Annotated in this window: 14 protein-coding genes, 1 tRNA gene and 2 riboswitches; of the genes, 2 read left to right on the forward strand and 13 right to left on the reverse strand. The window is 42.7% G+C overall.

Features of this window, described 5'->3' with window-relative positions; all coding sequences use genetic code 11:
- Positions 1-30 precede the first annotated feature (30 nt).
- The 10 genes from DWZ47_RS01115 to DWZ47_RS01160 form a co-directional block, all read right to left on the reverse strand.
- On the reverse strand, positions 31-1,188 hold the full coding sequence (locus tag DWZ47_RS01115; RefSeq protein ID WP_004312388.1) for a DUF5074 domain-containing protein: 1,158 nt from the start codon (positions 1,186-1,188) through the stop codon (positions 31-33).
- Positions 1,185-3,248 carry a TonB-dependent receptor gene (locus DWZ47_RS01120; RefSeq protein ID WP_117512118.1) on the reverse strand — a complete coding sequence of 688 codons (2,064 nt, stop codon included), beginning with the start codon at positions 3,246-3,248 and terminating at the stop codon, positions 1,185-1,187. The genes DWZ47_RS01115 and DWZ47_RS01120 overlap by 4 nt, the downstream gene beginning before the upstream one ends.
- A gap of 136 nt (positions 3,249-3,384) precedes the next feature.
- Positions 3,385-3,603, reverse strand: a riboswitch (cobalamin riboswitch).
- A gap of 132 nt (positions 3,604-3,735) precedes the next feature.
- On the reverse strand, positions 3,736-5,421 hold the full coding sequence (locus tag DWZ47_RS01125; RefSeq protein WP_117512119.1) for a putative transporter: 1,686 nt from the start codon (positions 5,419-5,421) through the stop codon (positions 3,736-3,738).
- Positions 5,422-5,633: 212 nt separating this feature from the next.
- Positions 5,634-5,845: riboswitch (cobalamin riboswitch) on the reverse strand.
- A gap of 78 nt (positions 5,846-5,923) precedes the next feature.
- The gene (locus DWZ47_RS01130; protein WP_004312391.1) at positions 5,924-6,679 is read right to left on the reverse strand and encodes an ABC transporter ATP-binding protein; all 756 of its coding nucleotides are present in this window, start codon (positions 6,677-6,679) and stop codon (positions 5,924-5,926) included.
- Entirely contained in the window at positions 6,676-7,692 is a 1,017-nt protein-coding gene (locus DWZ47_RS01135; RefSeq protein WP_008998867.1) for a FecCD family ABC transporter permease, read from the reverse strand. The genes DWZ47_RS01130 and DWZ47_RS01135 overlap by 4 nt, the downstream gene beginning before the upstream one ends.
- Entirely contained in the window at positions 7,689-8,822 is a 1,134-nt protein-coding gene (locus DWZ47_RS01140; protein ID WP_182281599.1) for an ABC transporter substrate-binding protein, read from the reverse strand. Before DWZ47_RS01140 ends, DWZ47_RS01135 begins: the two co-directional genes overlap by 4 nt.
- A gap of 574 nt (positions 8,823-9,396) precedes the next feature.
- Positions 9,397-10,191, reverse strand: coding sequence for a LytR/AlgR family response regulator transcription factor (locus DWZ47_RS01145; RefSeq protein WP_004324760.1), 795 nt, complete (start codon positions 10,189-10,191; stop codon positions 9,397-9,399).
- 5 nt (positions 10,192-10,196) lie between these two features.
- On the reverse strand, positions 10,197-11,264 hold the full coding sequence (locus DWZ47_RS01150) for a sensor histidine kinase (protein WP_004305424.1): 1,068 nt from the start codon (positions 11,262-11,264) through the stop codon (positions 10,197-10,199).
- Between the two features lie 70 nt (positions 11,265-11,334).
- Entirely contained in the window at positions 11,335-12,228 is an 894-nt protein-coding gene (locus DWZ47_RS01155; RefSeq protein ID WP_004301142.1) for an efflux RND transporter periplasmic adaptor subunit, read from the reverse strand.
- Between the two features lie 62 nt (positions 12,229-12,290).
- A complete protein-coding gene (locus tag DWZ47_RS01160) occupies positions 12,291-16,616 on the reverse strand; it encodes a CusA/CzcA family heavy metal efflux RND transporter (RefSeq protein ID WP_117512120.1) in 4,326 nt (1,441 codons plus the stop codon).
- 210 nt (positions 16,617-16,826) lie between these two features.
- On the opposite strand from DWZ47_RS01160, the gene DWZ47_RS01165 reads away from it, so the two are divergent.
- On the forward strand, positions 16,827-17,369 hold the full coding sequence (locus DWZ47_RS01165) for a glutathione peroxidase (protein ID WP_008642023.1): 543 nt from the start codon (positions 16,827-16,829) through the stop codon (positions 17,367-17,369).
- Here DWZ47_RS01165 and DWZ47_RS01170 read toward each other — a convergent pair.
- The 3 genes from DWZ47_RS01170 to DWZ47_RS01180 form a co-directional block, all read right to left on the reverse strand.
- The gene (locus tag DWZ47_RS01170; RefSeq protein WP_115484513.1) at positions 17,347-17,865 is read right to left on the reverse strand and encodes an NUDIX hydrolase; all 519 of its coding nucleotides are present in this window, start codon (positions 17,863-17,865) and stop codon (positions 17,347-17,349) included. The genes DWZ47_RS01165 and DWZ47_RS01170 overlap by 23 nt on opposite strands.
- 44 nt (positions 17,866-17,909) lie before the next feature.
- A complete protein-coding gene (locus tag DWZ47_RS01175) occupies positions 17,910-19,130 on the reverse strand; it encodes an S-adenosylmethionine:tRNA ribosyltransferase-isomerase (RefSeq protein WP_115484512.1) in 1,221 nt (406 codons plus the stop codon).
- Between the two features lie 57 nt (positions 19,131-19,187).
- Positions 19,188-19,262: transfer RNA gene (locus tag DWZ47_RS01180), tRNA-Pro, on the reverse strand.
- 463 nt (positions 19,263-19,725) lie between these two features.
- Between DWZ47_RS01180 and DWZ47_RS01185 the strand changes: the two genes are divergently transcribed.
- Positions 19,726-20,595, forward strand: a complete 870-nt coding sequence (locus DWZ47_RS01185; RefSeq protein WP_004324776.1) for a helix-turn-helix domain-containing protein — start codon at positions 19,726-19,728, stop codon at positions 20,593-20,595.
- The last annotated feature ends 73 nt before the right edge of the window (positions 20,596-20,668 follow it).

The raw sequence follows: 20,668 nt of genomic DNA on the forward strand, positions 1-20,668 counted from the left end.
TTTGTTTTTAATTATTAATAGAATTGTGAATTATTGAATCTCTTTTAGTTTCTTATCTGTAAAGGCAATATGTGCCGGAATGTCCCCCGTGATGACTGACCATTTCTTTTTTCCATCCCGGGAGAAACAGTATAATGTGCCGGGAGTCACATAGTCTTTGGCATCGGTGACGAAGAATTCACCTGTTTCCGGATTGATTGCTATTCCATAAGGTATCTTGATAGATTTTTCCGTACCATCTGTAATAAAATTGCGGGTATCAGTTTTCTTTGTTTTTGTATTATAGATAGCGTAAGAGACTGTCCAACTGTTGGTGTAATAACTCCATTCTGTACTGTATACATACAGTGAATCTCTGCAAATAGCCATTTCTGTATTGGGAAGAAGCGGTAATTCTTCGATTACTTTATCGGTATTGGAATCTATTACAAATGTTTCGGAGTAAGTGTCATAATAATCTCCCCGGGATGAGACATAAATATTTCCGTATTGGTCTAATTCCATTCTATGCAAATTGATTCCCACATCAATGGTTTTGATAACTTTGAATGTGTTCAAGTCGATGACGGATACCGTGCGGTCATAATTAGGTACGCGATACCCGCCGGAGTTGGCTACATAGAGTTTGTTGCCCACAATCACCATTTCTTCCGGCTGGTAGCCGACCACACAGGTATCTTTGACAGTCAGTGTGGTAGTGTCAACACGTGCTACATACCCCAGTCTGGCGTTGGGATCTATTTTGACAGGGCCTGCATACGAACTGACGTATGCATATTTATCTTTAAAGACGATATAACGGCAATTAGGTATGGAAATTTGCGTGATGTGTTTTGCTGTTTCTACATTCATCACTTCTACGAAATGAGAACAGTTGATGATGGCATATAACTTATTTCCATAGATTTGGATATCATTTCCCACATCCCCCAATTCTTGTACGACTCCCGGGTTCCGTTCCGCATAGATATTCTTATGATAGATACCGGTTTCGTAATCAAAGTAATCAAGGGTAGCCTTGTTGCTTCCCATATTTCCTTCATTGAGTAGAAAGAAACCTTTGACAGAGGTACCGCTTACTCCGGGGGTAACTTGGTTGGGAGTTGACGGAATAATGCGTTCATCTTCGCGACAAGAAGTCGATAGAAGAACAAAACAGATAATGATGGATAGAACAGATATTCTCATAACATGACGTTTAATTTGATTTTAAAACTTGTACCGGGCATAGGATAGCATTGCACTACTTCATATTGCTGATTGAAGATATTATTAATTTCTGCCGTTACACGTATTCCCGTTTTCCCCCATTGAAAAGTTTTGGATAGGGAAAAATCGTGGGTATACCAGGGCTGTGCGTAGTTCTCCGGGATATTGGCGACTGCTTCATAACGTTCACCTGTATAAATGAAACTATAGTTACAGGACCATGTTTGGTAACTTCCATTGAGGATGATGGAACCTCCATGCCAAGGTATATAAGGAATCTGGCCTCCATACCATTCACTGGTAGGATCGGTAAAATCCTGTGCCTTTTGATAGGTGTAATTGAAGAGAGTGCTAAGTTCCACCTTTCCGAAGCCCCATTCTCCTCGTATGGCTGCGTCTAATCCCCGAATTTCCACATGTCCGAGATTAATCATAGTCCAACGGAACTGGTTGGAGGTAGGCATGGCAATGATTTTATCATCTACTTCATTATAGTAACCATCTATTTGTAAGTCCAGGCTTTTCAGCCAATGGTTATTCCAGGTGTGAGAAAAAGTGATACCCACATCGTATTGGGTGGTATATTCTGGTTTTAAGTCCTTATTGCCTATAAAAGTATAATACAAATCATTGAGAGTTGGCATGCGAAAGACTTTCTTATAAAAGGCTCGTACATTCAGAGGGAGCTTGGTCAATGGTTGCCAGGTGGCTATGACAGACGGAGTGTATTTGTTTTTGGTGCCTGCATTGGCTCCTTTGGTACGTGTATTGTCATCGACATGAGTATATAACAGGCTCGCCTGCAACATGAGGCGGTTGAAGTCAAAGGACGTGGCAGCAGAAGTCAGGATTGTATTACGGGTTGGATAGACAAAATCTATGAGATCGGCCCGTAATGCATTCCATTGAAAATCGTTGGATAATGACATACTCCACCAGGGATAGATGGTGAATAAATGGGCGGCCGAAGCATAGATTTCTTGCTGTCGGTAGTGATTGTCTACGTACATGGTGGTGACATCCAGTCTGGGATCGGATAAATAGTGGAGATAGTCATAAGCATATTTTCCGTTGGCTAGCAGACTGTACCAAGGCTTAAAATAGTTTTGAAAAGAGCCTTGCACAAACAGATTGGTATCCCACTGCCGGTCCTGATGGCGAAACTTACCCGGTTCTTCTCTTACCGCAGCTCCGGGGTATCCCCGTTCCGAATTGTATAGGTATGCTTTGGCTTTCCATTCTCCTTTGGGGACTTTTCCGAAGAATGCATTCTCCAAACGTAACATTCTTACGTCTCCATTTTGACGAACAGCTGTTGTGTCGTAACCATCTTTCTTGGCGTATGTGAATTTATATCGTCCTGATGTATACATATACTCCGTACTGATGGAACTGCTTATTCGTTCGTTGAAACGATGTTCCCAAAGTAGTGACGGATTGATGGTAGAGAATGAACCGCCTTTCACCCCGATGTTCAGATTGTTTTTCTTTTCCCCTTTGAATAGGGGTTTTCGTGTCTGCATATATATGGCACTTGCGGAACTATAATCTTTGGCAGGTTGGAAGATGGCACTTTTTTGACCATTATATAGTGAAATGACTTCCATATTATCTAATGAAAAACGGCCTAGATCGACGACTCCATTTTGCGCATTTCCTAATTCAATACCATCATAAAATACTCCGACATGATGACTGCCCATACTTCGTATATTGACGGTTTTTAGTCCGCCAATACCTCCATAATCTTTTATCTGTACTCCGGAAAAGTAGCGTAAAGCATCGGCAACGGAGTAAACATTTAGCTTCTCAAGTTCTTTGCCGGACAGTATCTGCACAGGAGACATCTTTTTTTGCATCCGATTACTGTAGATAGTAACTTCTTTGAGTTTGAGAAGTGTATCGGACAGAGAAGTCTGATGCCGAACCTTGGATTGGGAAATGGCCGGTAATGTGGTAAATAAAGATAGAATCAAACATAATATCCACCGTAAATGGATACAATGCTTATTGTATGAATGGACTTGAATAGAAAGCATGTCTTTTATTTTATAGGTATAAAAAATCCGTTTGTTCAGATCTGAATTCAATCTACACAAACGGACATATAGCTATTATACCAAATAAAAGATAATTGCTTATTTTCTATTTGACTACTACCCGAAATCCCGCAGGTGTAAATCAGAGCATCAAGGCAGGTCTTCTGACTCATCCCATTTTGCAACGCCTTCCCAGATAAACTATCCAGTGACTTTCGTGTTGCAATTTTGCTCTCTGATTACAAGGAGCGGAGATTTACAGCAGCAGGTTCTGTTGCCGGTTTACACGGCATTCCCTTTTCATTCCTTAACAACGCAAAAGTTGTTTAAGGAAACCTTAACGGCACAAAGTTAGAAAGTTTTTATTAATTAGTTTGTTTTATTCTAAAAAAATATCCTACTGACCAATAACAAATATTCCGGCATCTGATTCTGTTTTCCCCATTTGTTAATAATCAGTTGGATGGAAAAAGGATATATTAATATGTTATCCCAACGACAGAATCAATATTTGTGCCGTCAATACTCGCAGAAACATGGTGAGCGGATATACCGTAGCGTAACCAACGGCAGGTGCATCACAGGAGGTCAGGTCATTGGAGTAAGCCAATGCCGGCGGATTGGTAGTAGAACCAGCCAGAACCCCGATAAGCGTGAAATAATTCAGCTTGCAATAATACCGTCCTACCAATCCTGTAATTAGAAGTGGCAGGATGGTTATGATTACTCCGTAGCCTACCCATATATATCCTCCGCCATGAATGACTGTGTCTACAAAGCCTTCGCCTGCTCCTAAACCTACGCAGGCGAGGAAGATGGAAATACCGATTTCACGAAGCATCAGGTTGGCACTCATGGTGGTATAAGTAATCAGCTTGTATTTCGGACCGAAACGGCTAATCAGGATAGAAACGATGAGCGGACCGCCTGCCAATCCTAGTTTCACAGGTTGCGGAATTCCGGGAAATGCGAAGGGAAGACTTCCCAGAATACATCCTAAAGCGATACCTATAAAGATAGGAATCAGGTTCGGATGATTTAAGCGTTTCATGGAGTTGCCAAGTACTTTCTCTGCATGGGCAACAGCCAGTTCAGAACCTACAATGGTGACACGGTCTCCCATTTGTAACTGTAATTGTGGAGAGGCTACCAAGTCTACTCCCGAACGATTGACGCGGGTGATGTTTGCTCCGAAGTTATTTCTGATTTTGAGTTGTGAAAGCGTTTTCCCGTTCAATTCCGGTTTAGTAATCAGGATACGGCGTGAAATGAGCTCTTTGTTCAGTTGTTCCCATTCCATTTTGATTTCCTTTCCGAAGAATACAGTAATTGCTTCCACGTCAATCGGGGTAGAGATCACTAATATGATATCCCCTACATGTAGAATTGTTTCGGAATTGACCAATTCGGTTTCTCCACCCTCGCGGTGTCTGATGCGGGAAATGACAAACTTACGGTTCAGTAACGGGCGGAGTTCTTTAATCTTGATGCCATCTACCGATTCGTTTCTCACTTCAATGGAGATAGGGCGTACGGTAAGTTCCTGGAGATGTCCCAGACCGACTTCTGCTTCTTTTTCTTCTTGAGCAGTATTGATGCGAAGGAGATATTTCAAAGCAAGCAGGGAAAGGATGATACCTACTACACCCAGCGGATAGCTGACAGCATATCCTAAAGCAATTTCGGGAGCATCTATGCCATTCAAATCACTGTTGGCCTGTTGTGCGGCTCCCAGTCCCGGAGTATTGGTGACGGCTCCGGACAAAATACCTACCATTGTGGTAATCGGAGTTCCGGTGGTGAAGTGCAGGATAATAGTAATGGTTACTCCTAATACTACTACGAGCATAGCCAGCATATTCAGGGTAAAGCCACCCTTTTTGAATGCTGAAAAAAAGCCGGGTCCTACCTGCAAACCAATTGAGTAAACAAACAGAATCAATCCGAATTCTTTTAGAAAGTGGAGCAGGTGTTCGTCCAGATTCATGTTGAAATGACCGAATACGATTCCGACAAAGAGTATCCAGGTAACTCCTAGAGATACTCCCCGCACTTTGATTTTTGCAAGGATGATTCCAAACGCTATGGTTAGTGACAGAATCAGTACGGAGTGTGCCACTCCGCCGCCCCAAAGATTGGGGTAACCTTCAAATAAATTTCTTAGAACTTCCATTGTGATTATTATATGATGATATTTAGTTTAGCTAAAAGTACCCCCGGAGAAATCACTTCTGCGGGGATACGCACACATTGAGCATGACGGTCTAATGCCGTCCTTTTGATATTTTAGCTAGAGAGAATTTATCCTCCTTCAATCATTTCCGATGTCATGACTACTCGATTATTTTTTACAGTTTGCCATTTTCCTATCCCACGAGTAAAAACAGCTATAAAGGTATGAATGGCAGGTCTTCTGACTGACTCCCTTCCTGATGCCTTCCCGACCTTGACTATCTATACCCGGTCAGTGGTAAAAGTAAATATCAAGAAGTTGAATAGAGTTTCACAGCAGCGGGACTGTCCGGGATTTACACCCGATTCCCTTTTAATTCAGATAGTTGATATGGCTATCTGAAACCAATTCGGGGGCAAAGATAGCGAATTTATATAGAACCCAAATGAATGCTACCTATTTATTTTATACACAGTCTGATTCTTGTCGGATATCTGTTTGTTTATTTGATGCGTACTCTCATCTCCTGCACATCAAACGTGACGGATTCATTTCGGAAAAGTCTTTCTATATGTCCGCTGACCACCATTTCCGGAGTAGGCAGCGTGTACATCTGCGGATTATCTATGAGCATGATGGAGTCGCAAAGCGATAAGGCGATGTCGAGGTCATGAGTGGAGAATAAGACACATTTTTTTTCTTCCTGTGCCAGTTTCTTTAAAAGCAAACAGAGCTCGTAGCGGTTAGGTAAGTCCAGGAAGGCGGTCGGTTCATCAAGCAGGATGACGGGAGTATCCTGTGCAAGAGCACGGGCAATCATAATTCGCTGACATTCGCCATCGGACATTTTATCCATTGTCTTTTCTGCATAACCGGACATACCGACTAGCTGCATAGCGTCATCCACCCGCTTTTGGTCTTCCGGTTGCAGTTGGCCGATCCAGTTGGTATAGGGAGCACGCCCTAAAGCTACTACATCTTTACAGCGGAGATTAGCGATACGTACTTTATCGGTGGTGACAAAGCTTATATTCCGGGCTAATTTTTCCGGTTTCAATGATGCTATGTTTTTTCCTTGCAGAGTAATCTCTCCTGATTGAGGCTTTTCCAGCCCCATCATAGCACGGAGCAGGGTGCTCTTTCCCGTTCCGTTACGTCCTAACAGGGCAACGAGTTGTCCGCCTGTGATTCGGGCATTTACCGTTTCCAACAGCGTGCGCTGTCCATATCCTAATGTCAGTTCTTTAAGTTCTATCATTTGAATCTACGCAAGTTTTTAGCAATTACCCATAAAATAACCGGAACACCTAGTAAGGCGGTGATGCAGTTAACCGGAAGTAGGAACTTCTTGGCGATGATGTCGCAGAGAAGCATGCTGATAAGCCCTGTCAGCATGGTGCCGGGGACCAGTATCCGGTGGTCGGCATTGTTGAATAGCAGTCGTGTGACATGCGGTACTGCCAGGCCGATAAATCCTACCGGACCACAGAAAGCGGTGACCGTTCCTGTCAGCAGTGCGGTAGAAACGAAGATGAACGTGCGTGAACGTTTAATGTTCATTCCCATCGTTCGTGCATAATTTTCACCGAGCAGTAACAGGTTCAGCGATTTGATACAGGCTACGGAAATTAGTAAACCGATACATAACATCGGTATCATAATTCCCAGTTGGGTGACTGTGATGTGGCTAAGAGATCCCATTGACCAGAGTGTGAACATTTTCAGTTGTTCGGCAGAACTTAGGTATTGGAGTATCTGAATGATAGCACCTGCTACGTAGCCTATCATAACTCCCATAATCAATACACCGAGAATGTTTTTTACTTTCCGGCTGATAATGGCTACTCCCAATAAGATTATGGCAGTTCCTATCCAGCCCGAACCTACGATACCCAGCGACTGAAGAATTGGAAACTCCGCCCATCCAAGTAATGGAGCACCTAGTATGAACAGAGCTACGCCCAGTCCTGCACCGGAACTTACTCCCAGCAGGTAAGGATCTGCCAACGGATTCTGGAATACAGTTTGCATCTGTAAACCGCTAACGGAGAGTGCTATTCCTATCAAAGCCGCTACCACTACCCGTATGAAACGGATAGAAAGGAGAATATTCCGTGTCATTTCGTCACATTCGCCTCCGGTGAGTACAGCCCATACCTTGGTGATAGGAATATATGTATCTCCCGTTGCCATGTCTATCAGTAATAACAGTATGGCAACTATACCCAGTGTAATGAATAAAAAGGGAGTGCGTTTATCAGGCTGTTTCATTCCAGATGTCTGTAATAGTAAAGTGAATCGGATACGAGTTCGGGGTGAAAGATATGAATCAGGTCACGCAATACGACGTCGGGACGTACCACTGCAGATTCCCAGTAGTCATTACCTCCTGTCGGTGTTGTTCGTAAATTATTGTTGTAAACAGTTTTTTCGCGTACAGCTTTGGCGTCTACAAATTTAGGATTGACCGTCTTTAGTTCATCCAACGTAGAAGCTATGCCTACATTAATCCAGTAGTCGGCCTTTTGTATCAGTTTGTAAGCTGTTTCCAGTCCGATGGGAGTGGAACTGTTAGACTTGTTTTCTTGGTAGATGTAATCCGCACCCGCATCAGTTACCAATTGTGCCATGTAACTTTGTGTGGAAGGCATCACCCAACTGTCGTTCCACGGGGTATTGAGCATAACGGTAGGACGTTGTTCTACCGATTCGGTGAGCGCTTTCAAAACTTGATAACGTTTAGGGATTTCACGGAATATTTCGATGCCTTTTTCCCTGCTGTCTGTTAATTCGGCAAGAGCTACCAGCCATTCGGCTTTACCAAGCGGTGATTCCTCCAAATATTCTCCTACATACATATAAGGTATATACAGTTCTTTCAGTTTGTCTGTTACGGCAGTTTGCGCATCTCCGATACCGTATAACAGGACAACATCCGGTTTCAGTCCTAATAATAACTCATAATTCATTTCGGGGCCCATGTCCTTGATAGAATTTTTATGTGCGAGAATATATGGATTGGATACATAGTCGATGCCCGATACTCCGACAATTTTGTCCACTTGACCTAGAGCGTCGAACATGGCGATGTAGGAAGAAGCCATACATACGATACGTTTCGCTCCGGCAGGGATGGTAGGTCCGTTGAATCCGGCAGGTGCCTGTTCACCGTTGCGTGAAATGAAATAAGACACTTTTACGTCCTTGGCTCCCTGCCATGGATTGGAAACCTGAATAAGTGTGCTGGCGGCCTTGTCCGCACCCAGAATCTTGAATCCAGTAGCATATTCAGGTGTATAGACATCCTGTTTGAAAGCCTCGAGAGAAGTCTTCTTGTTGGATATACAACTAGCCAGGAAGAGAAGACATAGCCATGTGAGGATTGAAATAGGAGATTTCATCTTTATTCGTGTATCTTTTAAATGAATAAATAATTTTCGGTGTCTGAAGATTGACATTGTGGGGCAAAGATAAGTATCTTTGGAGATATTCTTTCTTTTTTTATTGCATTTTCTCCGAAATCATTCCTATTTATGTATCCTCCCCTTAGGCAGGCAGAATGGATTAAGTTTATCGGTCTGCTGATTACTTCAGAGAATTTCTGCACCTTAAAGATTCAGAAAAAGTTTGGAGATGCTTTTTACCCTCGCACTCTCACCCATTGACTCAAACCGCTTATTCATCATAGTTACAGGTGTGAGGGTAAGAGTGAGAGTAGGGTGAGGGTAAACAGTTACTCTCACCCTGTCTCGTCTTGATTTGGTTGATAGGTTAAACCTGAAGTTTATAAGGATATAGTAAATCCATCGAAAGTATGTAGTTATTTGCAGAATCTATGCAGATAATGGCTTGTTCATATAGGTAAACACTTAGTTTCAAGTAGCGAAACATTTTGTTTCTCGGTGTGAAACACTTCGTTTCATTACTTGAAACACTTTGTTTTGCTATTTGTTCTAAGAAGGCAATGCCTCGGAATCAACGCTTTCTCTTAGAGAACCACTCTTTAAACTCTGCTACTCGGGCTTTACTGACAAGTATTTTTTCTTTGATTCCTGAATAATACAAGTTAATGGACAGGCGGCTGTTGAACCATAAGTCAATATCTTTAATAGCTTCTCGCGAAATAAGATATTGGCGGTTAGCCCGAAAGAAAAGAGAAGGATTGAGACACTCCGTAAGTTCATCTAATGTTTGAGAAAAACAGTATTCGGTTTCATCGGTTAAGACTACTTTGACCTGACAGTCCTTAATATAAAACAATTGTATCATATCTACAGAAACGGGCAATAGTTTGTCTCCTTTGCTAGGAATAAGGAAATGACTTTTATAGTTTTCCTGCTTTTGGAGTGAATGTATCAGTTTCAGTAGCTCATTTTCCTGTTGTGGAAAAGGAAACTGGTGTTTGTCAGCAGCATCCTGTAAACTTTGCAGCTTATCGAAAGCGTGTTCTATGTCTTCCTTACCGATGGGTTTTAATAAGTAGTCGATGCTGTTTACTTTAAATGCGCGTAATGCATATTCATCATAGGCAGTTGTAAAGATAATCGGACAAGTAATATTGATATGATTGAATATCTCGAAGGCGGAACCATCTGCCAGGTGAATATCCATGAATACCAGTTCCGGCATCGGATGAGAACTGAACCATTCGATAGTGGAACTGATACTATCCAGTATGGTCACGATTTCTCCATTCGGTTTTATCTCATTAAGCAGTGAAGTCAGGTTTCGTACTGCTGCTTTTTCGTCTTCTATAATGACAATCTTCATGGTGATTATTGTTCTAGTTGTGGTTTTTCAATCAAAGGAATACAAACTGTAAACTCTCTGTCCTCCGTTATTTGTATATCCCGTTTAAACAAAAGCCTGTATCGCTTGGCAAGGTTGGCAAGTCCGATGCCGGTTCCGGAAGTTGCAGTCCATTTGGGCTGAATGTCGTTGCTGATAGACAAATTGCCGTTATCGTCCGTCGTGATATGAATGGTCAATGGCTTCCGGTTGCTGATTTCGTTGTGCTTTACTGCATTCTCAATCAACACTTGCACCGCCATTGGAGGGAGGAGATATTCTTCGTAGGCATTGCTTATCTGTATGTCGAATTGTAGATTGTTCTCAAAACGCATCTTTAATAGAAATATATAAGCGGAAACAAATTCCATTTCTTCCCGGAGACTGACACATTGTGACTCATTACTTTGCAAAGTATACCTTAGTACCCGGGAGAGTTCCTGAATGTAATCCTGCGCTTTATCTTGATTTTCGCGTACCAGCGAACGCAGGGTATTCAGCGAGTTGAACAGCATGTGTGGGTTCAGTTGATTCTTCAGTACTTCATACTGATTGCGGAGATTCTCTGCCTGAAGCTGTTCGTTTTCAATAAGTACCAGTTGCTGCTTGAATATAAGATGAATGATACAGCAACTACTGGTGACGAGACATGCCACAATGAAATCCCGCAATGGATGCAAATAATGATGTACCATGGCATCGATGGCCGGAATATCAAACGTTCTGTGAAGGAAAACAAAAAACTGTCCTGACAAGTTACTCAATATCCATGTCACGATAAAGGAAAGCAAAATCTTTGTCCCTGTAATTTTAATGGACGCCTGATTGAAATGAAACAAACGGGTATTGATGGCAAAAAGTAACAATAGTGACAGAAAGGTAAACAGTATTTCGTTTGCCACATCTATAAACTTCATCCCCGGGAATAAGGAATGACTTTCGAAACGGTCGAAAAGAGATACTGATTCAGGAAAATGAATCAGTACAGCAACCGCTAAGGAGATGATGACTGTGGAAAGTATATACTTATCTTTTTTTATTGCTTTGGCTATCATACAACAAAGATAGTGGTAAATTATGAGTTACCGGTTATAAAATGTGAATGCTGTTGGCGCAGTTGGTCAATTATTGTTTCTGAATGTGTGCCGTGACATACATACCGGGGCGGAATTGCACATTTTCCTCCTTGATGGAAGCATATACCTCGAGCGAACGATTGGTTTCGTCCACTTTTTGTCCGATGGAAATCACGATGCCGTGAAAGGTTTGTGTCCCCATTCCGTTTACCCGAAACTGTACCGGGCTGCCGACTTGTATGTCTGCAAGATCTTTCTCGTAAGTAGTCAGGCAAAGCATCGGGCTGCTTTTATCGATAAGTTCGCAAAGTGCTTCTCCCGGATTGATATATTTGCCGATATTCATCGCTACATTAGCGGCATAACCACTAATGGGGGCTTTGACTTCCAGTAGCGGTTGTATTCCGTTCTTAAGTAATGCCTCCGTTTGGACGCCTAAAAGAGAAAGTTGTGCAGCAGCGGCGTCCTGGCGACTCTTCATGGAGAGAAAGTCCGCTTTACTTTGCTGGAATTTCTTTTGAGAAGCTGCTTGTTCGGCAGACAGATTTTTTTGACGTTCGTATTCAGCTAAGAGATATTCGGTCTGTGCGTGACTATCCAGATAAGTTTGTTGCAGGGTGATGAACTCCGGATTCTCTAACGTGGCGATTACACTGTTTGCAGCCACCCATTGCCCTGGAAGCAGAGAAGCCTTTTTTACAATGCCTCCCATGGTTAAAGCAATGGTTGCCTGACGTTGAGGAGGAAGAACGATTCGTCCGTTGAACGAAACCTGATTAGGCTTTGAGGTAGCTGAAGTGATGGCATCCACTTCGGGTTGTGCGATGGTATCTGCTATCGTTTCGGCAACGGGAATTGCGGCGGATTCGTTATTTGTAGTTTGCTGGTTTCCTTTGCAAGCCGTTAGAACTAGTAAAAGGATGGGATAAACTATCTTTTTCATATCTTATGTTTTATAATAATTATTCTGGGTGATGTATGTCATTCAATGTCTCGATTTTCCACCTACTTGAAAAGTTCATATTCCAGTGCAGCAATATTGTATTGGTAGACTGTTTCAATATAGCCTCTGCGTATCTCTCTGGCGGTGGTAATCGACTGTATATATTCGGCAATGCCTGTTTCGCTCTGCTGCAATTGCAGGTTGGCTGCCTTTGTCAGTTCGTCCGCTTCTTTCAAGGCCGATGAGGTATAATATCGTAAACTCTCGTTATATCTGCGGAGGGATGCTTCCAGTTCGAGTGTCTTATTTCTTAACTCCCGGATGTTGGCATCTGCCTGTATTTGCGCTGAAGCGGCAGTTAGCCGTGCCTGCTTCACTTTGCTCTTTTGTGGCAGGAAGTAGATGGGGAAAGAAAACCCGATCATCCAGGCATTCAGATTCTTAAGTGGGAGAATGTCCTGACGTGTATACCCCACACTAATTTCAGGAAAGAAATGGCTCTGCTCTACACGGAGCATTGCTTTCGCTTCATCTGCCTGGCTTTGAAAGTAGGCAGTATGTGCTCCCGACAGGTTTCCATCCGAAATGCCGGTATAGAATAAGGATAAAGTGGAATCCACCGGAACAATGGGATCGTTGGAGTAGCAACTCCATTGGAAACGTGCCAATGCCATTTTCTCTTCTTCTTTTGCTTGGAACCAGCGGTTATGGAGATCGGCAGCTATGGTGGTCATCATATTTTTCTCTAGCAAGGTAATCTCTCCTTGTTGGTATCGTAATTCTCCGATGCGTTGCAGCTCTTCTGCCATTTTATCCTGATCTCGATACATTGAACAGAGATTAGTGGCATATTGGTAGTAGGCCCACGCCCTTTTCACTTCTGCTGTGATTTCTTTCTCTACCATCTGCCGATAATAGGTGTTCGTTTTTACCTGACGGTTGACTAACGCATTCTTGTAGAATGGCGTTAGAAGGGAGCCCAGACTTTGCTCGAAAGCCAGTTCCTTGTCTTTTTTGTTTTCTCCGTTAAGTTGACCCCAGGAATAGCTGAACGAGGTAGGCGTTGCTTCTATCACTTCTCCGCGAGTGGCTTTGGCTTGTTGAATAGCATTATTGGCTATTTTCAGGCGAGGATGATTTTGTTTGGCTATTTCTATCGCCTGTTCGAGACTGATTGTTTGTGTCTGTTGAGCGGAAACGAACGCGGGAAGAAACAAGAACAGGAGACACAATCCCCCGAAAGGCCAGCGCAGTTTGATTCCCGGACGTCTCCAGGTAGCAAATGAATTTACAATTTTGTAAAACACCGGAATGATGAGTAAAGTCAGTACGGTAGAAATAATCAAGCCACCGATGACCACTGTTGCCAACGGACGTTGTACTTCTGCGCCGGCTGAAGTGGCTATTGCCATCGGGACGAATCCCAGAGATGCAACCAGTCCTGTCAGGAATACAGGATGGAGCAAGTGTGGAGTCCCTCTTTTGATAATCTGGTTTGTAGTCATGGAATAGGTATTTTGTTTACGAAGTTTGTTGAAGTGATTTACCATCAGGATACCATTCAATACTGCCACCCCGAACAAAGCGATGAATCCTACTCCGGCCGATATGCTAAACGGAAGTCCGCGTAGCCAAAGTGCGGCGATACCACCGATGAGCGATAGGGGGACGGTTGAGAATACCATCAGGGTATAGGTGATGTTCTTGAATGCGAAGAACAGAATCAATAGAATGAGCATTAATGCTACGGGGATGACCACCAGTAAGGTATTGATGGCATTTTGCAAGTTTTCGAACTGGCCGCCGTATTCGAAGTAATATCCCGGCTTCAGTTTGATGTTCTTGTTCAATGTCTCTTGAATATTGGCGACAACTTGCTGGATGTCTGCGTCACGCACATTGACACCGATGACGATGCGCCGTTTGGTTGCATCCCGGTTGATTTGCAGTGGTCCACTGACAAGGTCGATGCTTGCTACCTCTCCAACAGGGATTTGAATTCCTTCCGAAGTGCGTACAAACAACTTATCAAGATTCAAGTCGGCCACTTTCTCCTGGTCAAGCCGGACCACGAGATCGAATCTCCGCTCGTTTTCAAAGATTACACCTGCTGACTCTCCGGCATAGGCAGTTCGGATAATGGTGTTAAGCTCTTGTATGTTGATGCCGTAACGGGCTATTTTGCCACGGTTGTATTTCACTACCAATTGAGGTAATCCCATCGTCTGCTCAACGATGACATCCGCTGCTCCCGGCACTTTTTCTACAAAGGTAGCTGCTTCTTTGGCTCTTTCATATAATTCGTGCGTGTCTTCTCCATATAATTTGATGGCAATATCTGCTTTTGCTCCCGTCATCAGCTCGTTGAAGCGAAGCTGTATCGGTTGCGAGAAGTTGAATTCGGCACGTTCGGAGAGCGGAGCAAGTGCGTCTTTCATTTTATCCACCATTTCTGCACGGCTTCCGGCACTTGTCCATTCTTTGAATGGTTTCATGATAATCATCACATCGGCATCTTCCACTGCCATCGGGTCAGTGGGAACTTCCGCCGTTCCTATTTTGGCTACCACGTGTTTGATTTCAGGGAATTTATCCATTAATGCTTTCTCTGCCAAGCGGGAAACTTCGATACTTTCGGTCAGCGAACTTCCTGCGGGTAGTGTCATTTGCATGGCAAAATCACCTTCGTCCAAAGTGGGAATGAACTCTGCTCCCAGGCGGGTAAAGAGAAAAAGTGAACCGATCAGCGCGGAGAAGGCTATGATGACGGTACGCCATTTGTAACGAAGACAGGCGCGCAGGGTATGCTGGTAGATCTTGTTCAGTTTCTCGAAGAAGCGGTCGGCAAGGGTGGGTTTCACAACAATGGTATGCTTCAGAAAGAGGGAGGCCATCATAGGAACATAAGTCAGTGAGAGAATTAAGGCTCCGATAATGCAGAACACAAGTGTTTTAGCCATGGGGGTGAAGTATTTCCCTTCAATCCCGTTCAATGTAAGGATGGGGAAGAAGACGATAAGGATAATCAACACTGCAAAAGTGGCCGAACGTGTAACGCCGGAAGCTCCTTTTTCCACTTCTTTGTCCATCTCTTTGCGGGTCAGTGTACGGCCTCGGAATTGTTTTCCGTAAATGTGGGCGAGGATACCTTCCAATATAACGATAGAGCCATCTACTACAATACCAAAGTCAATGGCACCGAGACTCATTAGATTGGCGGTGACATTGAATACACGCATCATGATAAAAGCGAAAAGCATTGCCAGCGGGATGACGGATGCGACAATCAGTCCGGCACGGAGGTTGCCGAGGAAGAGGATGAGTACAAGGAAGACGATAACCGCTCCTTCAATCAGGTTGTTGACAACCGTAGAGATGTTCCGGTTTACCAGTTCCGAACGGTTCAAGTAAGGTTCTATACTGACTCCTTCGGGTAATAGCTGCTGTATTTTTTCTACCCGTTTTTCGAGTTCTTGAGTCACTACATTTGCGTTGGCACCTTTCAGCATCATGGCAATTCCGCCGACACACTCGCCCTCACCATCCTTTGTCATGGCACCGAAACGCTTTGGAGAACCGAAGCGGACAACTCCTACATCACTGATATGTACCGGAATCCCATTCCGGTTGGTCACTACAATCTGTTCAATATCCTTGATGCGGGTAATCATACCTTCCGACCGGATATAGTAGGCGTTCTTTATCTTCTCAATGTAGCTTCCTCCGGTATTTTGGTTGTTGCTGCTAAGTGCTTCGAACACCTCGCCGATAGTGATATTCAAAGAGAACAGGGCGTCCGGATCGACGGCTACTTCATATTGTTTCAAATAACCGCCGAAACTATTGATTTCTACTATACCGGGTATACCGGACAACTGACGTTTCACCATCCAATCTTGAATGGTGCGGAGCTCCATTGCGTCATATTTCTTCTCATATCCGGGAGCTACCTTCAATATATACTGGTAAATCTCTCCCAGACCGGTAGTGATGGGCATCATCTCCGGTGTTCCGAGCTCGGAGGGAATCTCGCTTGTTACGCTTTGTATTTGTTCATTTATCAACTGCCGTGCATCGAGTGTGGGGACACTTTCTTTAAAAACGACCGTTACGACCGATAGCCCGAAGCGGCTGACAGAACGGATATCTTCGACATTCATAATATTGCTCATCGCTATTTCGATAGGCATAGTGATGAGTTGTTCCACCTCTTGTGGCGCGAGTGTAGGGGATACGGTCACTATTTGTACCTGATTATTGGTAATGTCGGGCACGGCATCGATAGGTAGTGTCAGCATCGCATAGATACCTCCGATAAACAGGAAGAGAGTAGTGAGTCCTACAAATAGTTTCTTCTTGATTGAAAAACGTACAATAGCTGTAAACATGACTTTCGTTGTATTATTATTTCACAGTACAAAATTACTGCCTATCTTCATCCGTTATCACTAAAAATAAATGAAGCGGAAAGATTGTGGGGTGAAGTGACGGATTGGGGAATTGAAAGATGTAAAATCATAGTTCTTGTTTCACTGCTGAACAAACATTTCTTTCAGTTTACTCGTTTAATATAAAAACAAACTAAATGTATATTCAACATGAAAACATTCGTCTTGATGATGGTAAGCCTGTTGTTTGCAATTTCTTCGGAAGCGCAAAACAAGTCTTTTTATGATTTTACAGTGAAAACTATTGATGGTAAGGACTTTCCTCTTTCTTCACTGAAAGGTAAGAAAGTGCTGGTAGTCAACGTGGCATCTAAGTGTGGGCTGACGCCCCAGTATGCTCAACTGGAGAAACTATATGAAAAATATAAAGAAAAAGACTTTGTTGTTATCGGTTTTCCGGCGAATAACTTTATGGGACAAGAACCGGGTAGTAATGAGGAAATAGCCAAGTTTTGTTCTTTGAACTACGATGTTACTTTTCCGATGATGGCTAAGATTTCCGTTAAAGGAAAAGATATGGCTCCTCTTTACCAATGGTTGACGGAGAAAAAACAGAATGGGAAAGAAAACGCACCGGTTCAGTGGAACTTTCAGAAGTTTATGATTGATGAGAACGGACATTGGGTGGGAGTTGTGTCTCCGAAAGAAAGTCCGTTCTCTGAAAAGATTATTACTTGGATAGAGAAGGAATAAGAGAGACTTTTTTCAGCTCTTCTTCGAAGTTGGGAGTGAAGATTCCTTTACCTAGATTTTCTTTTATTTCTTCGATCTTCCAAAATCGTCCACCGTCCAGTTCGTCGCTGGGATGGATTTCTTCCTCATAAACGGTTTTGTGGACAAAAACAAGCTCTTTTTCCCGGCTGGATTCAAAAACATAACTGGTGAGAAACTCGGGAGTGAAGTCTGTGATGCCCAATTCTTCACGGACTTCTCTCTTTAGGGCGATTTCTACGCTTTCGCCCAAATCAATATGTCCGCCCACAGCCGTATCCCATTTTCCCGGTTGAATGTCTTTCCATTCGGGTCGTTTCTGTAAATAGATGTCTCCTTGGGCATTGAATACGTGAAGGTGAACTACCGGATGAAGCAGTTTGCTACCGCTGTGGCATTCTCCGCGAGTGGCGGCTCCGGTGATATTTCCCTGTTCGTCTACGATAGGGAACATTTCTTGGTTATTATCGCTTGGCATAGTGTCTTTTATATTGCGTAAAATCTTTCGGAGAGGAGAATATCTTATGGTATTAATAAAGAAGAATCTCCATAACTTAGGAACCGGAAATCATGCGCCAGTGCATAATCATAAATAGTGCGCCAATTCCCTTTTACAAAAGCTGAAACCAAAAGCAGCAAGGTACTTTGCGGCTGATGGAAATTAGTAACCATCGCTTTCACTATTTTATAATTGTATCCCGGTGCTATGATAATCTGTGTACTGGTGTGAAGGGTTTCCAAACCATTCCTGTCGAGATATCCCAATATCTTTTGCAGCGCAACAACGGGAGGAATCTGGTCGTACTTTTCATAAGGCTGCCATTGTTTGACACGTAGTTCTTCTTCCGTAGCATACGGATTTTCAGCCAATGTAACTCCAATGTGATATAGGCTTTCCAGAGTCCGTACAGAAGTAGTCCCTACTGCAATAGCACAACCGTCGTGGTCAATCAGTTTTTTGATGGTGCTCCGGTTGACCGATATATATTCCGTGTGCATCTCGTGACCTTCGATTTCTTCACTTTTTACAGGTTTGAATGTGCCTGCTCCTACGTGTAGAGTTAATTCTTCAAGATCGATGCCTTTCTCTTGAAGTGCATCCAATACTCGTGGAGTGAAATGTAATCCCGCCGTAGGCGCAGCTACCGAACCTTTAATCTTAGAATAAACAGTCTGATAAGTTTCCTTGTCACTTTCTTCCGTATTCCGGTTTAAGTAAGGAGGAATAGGAAGCTCTCCGAACACTTCAAGGATATCGGCAAACGTTACTTCCGGATTATTCCATGCAAAATCTACCCAATGGCTGGTTCCTTTACATTCTCCTCGGGTAGCGGTCAGGGTAATAGGGAATCCTTTGACGGTCATTTCGCGTTTCAACTGTCCGTCTTTCCATTTCTTCAGATTGCCGATCATGCAAAGCCAGGCGGCATGTACTGTCTGTTGGAAATTCAAGACATAATCGTTTGGCTGAATCGGTTCAAGACAAAACACTTCGATCAGTGCTCCCGTCTCTTTTCGAAAATGGAGGCGTGCCTGAATGACTTTTGTATTATTGAATATCATCAGGCTGCCTTGCGGCAGATATTCCGGCAAAGACGTGAAAACATCTTCACTAACTTCTCCACGACGGTATATTAAGAGTTTGGACTGGTCGCGGGTAGGCAACGGGAATTTAGCAATACGTTCATCCGGAAGAGGATAATTGTATTCACTGATATGGATATGTCTAGGATCTTCTTTCATTGTTTTCTAAAATAAAAAGAGGTTAGAACCCATTCGGTTTCTAACCTCTTTAACCAGTCGGGGTGACTGGATTCGAACCAGCGACCACACGCCCCCCAGACGCGTACTCTAACCGGGCTGAGCTACACCCCGAATTGCGGATGCAAAAGTACAGATTAATTTTTAATTAGCAAATAATCCGTTGATTTTTCTAGTATGAATTGTGCCGATTTATAGCTATTATTCTGATTATTAGTCTTTCTTGTGAACATACAAATCTTTATTTCAATGAGTTAGTAGTTTTTTTGATTGCCTCTTATGTGATATAAAAGTACATTTCTTTAATTTTGCTTGAATTAGAAAACAATCTGCTTATTTTTCATTTGAAAGCATTAATCCTTTTCCTGTCCTAAAAACACTATAAAAAACAGGTCAGTCTATAATAAAACGAAATAGGAAAATGATAAATGAACTAACAATCAGAGAGTTTGTTTATAAATTAATGCAAATTAAAGGTGTTTGACTTCCTTAGTATGATACTATATTTCCATTTTTGGTGCGTGGTAAATTAGGAAGTTATACATTTGTAAAAAGACTTAGTTTAGAAAGGTGTTAAATGTTAGACATTAAAAATAGAGAGACATTAGAGATATACGTCCTGGGTGACGATTTTAAATTTTATCAAAATCTGAAGTATCTTCCTTTGACTTCTTATCCTTCTAATAATCAATCAGCTTTGATTATATATTGTTTAGGTGGAAAGGCCAAAATTACAGTGCATGAAGATGTACATTGGATACAACCGGAGGAATTGATTATATTATTACCCGGACAATTTGTCTCATTTAGTGAGCCAAGTGAAGATTTCTCGACCGTTACGATGGTTATATCTACTTCACTGTTTAGTGATGCGTTAAGTGGTGTGCCCAGATTTTCTCCGCATTTCTTTTTCTACATGCGGACTCATTACTGGTATCCGCAGACGGAACGCGATATTCCCCGGATATATAATTATCTGGGTATGATAAAAGATAAAGTTACCTCTCAAGATATATATAGGCGTGAGCTGATTATTCATTTGTTGAGGTATCTGTATCTGGAACTGTTCAATGCTTATCAAAAGGAATCTACCTTGATGACTGCCCGCAGGGATACCCGTAAAGAAGAGTTGGCTAATAAATTCTTTGGGCTTATCATGAAGCATTTTAAGGAGAATAAGGATGTGGCTTTTTATGCGGATAAACTGTGTATTACTTCCAAATACCTGACTATGGTAATTAAGGAGACAAGCGGGAAGTCTGCCAAAGACTGGATTGTTGAATACATCATATTAGAAATCAAGGCTTTGTTGAAAAACACAAGCCTGAACATTCAGGAAATAGCGATTAAAACGAACTTTGCGAATCAATCGTCGCTTGGACGTTTTTTTAGAAAGCATACAGGAATGTCGCTTTCACAATATCGAATGAGTAACTTAGAACAATAGTGCGGACAATTGCCTCACAAGAGGCAATAATATCTATAGGGATTGGGAAGAGAAAGGGAATGAAGTTTATTTC

The sequence above is a fragment of the Bacteroides sp. AF32-8BH genome (assembly GCF_003435205.1).
Taxonomy (GTDB): domain Bacteria; phylum Bacteroidota; class Bacteroidia; order Bacteroidales; family Bacteroidaceae; genus Bacteroides; species Bacteroides ovatus.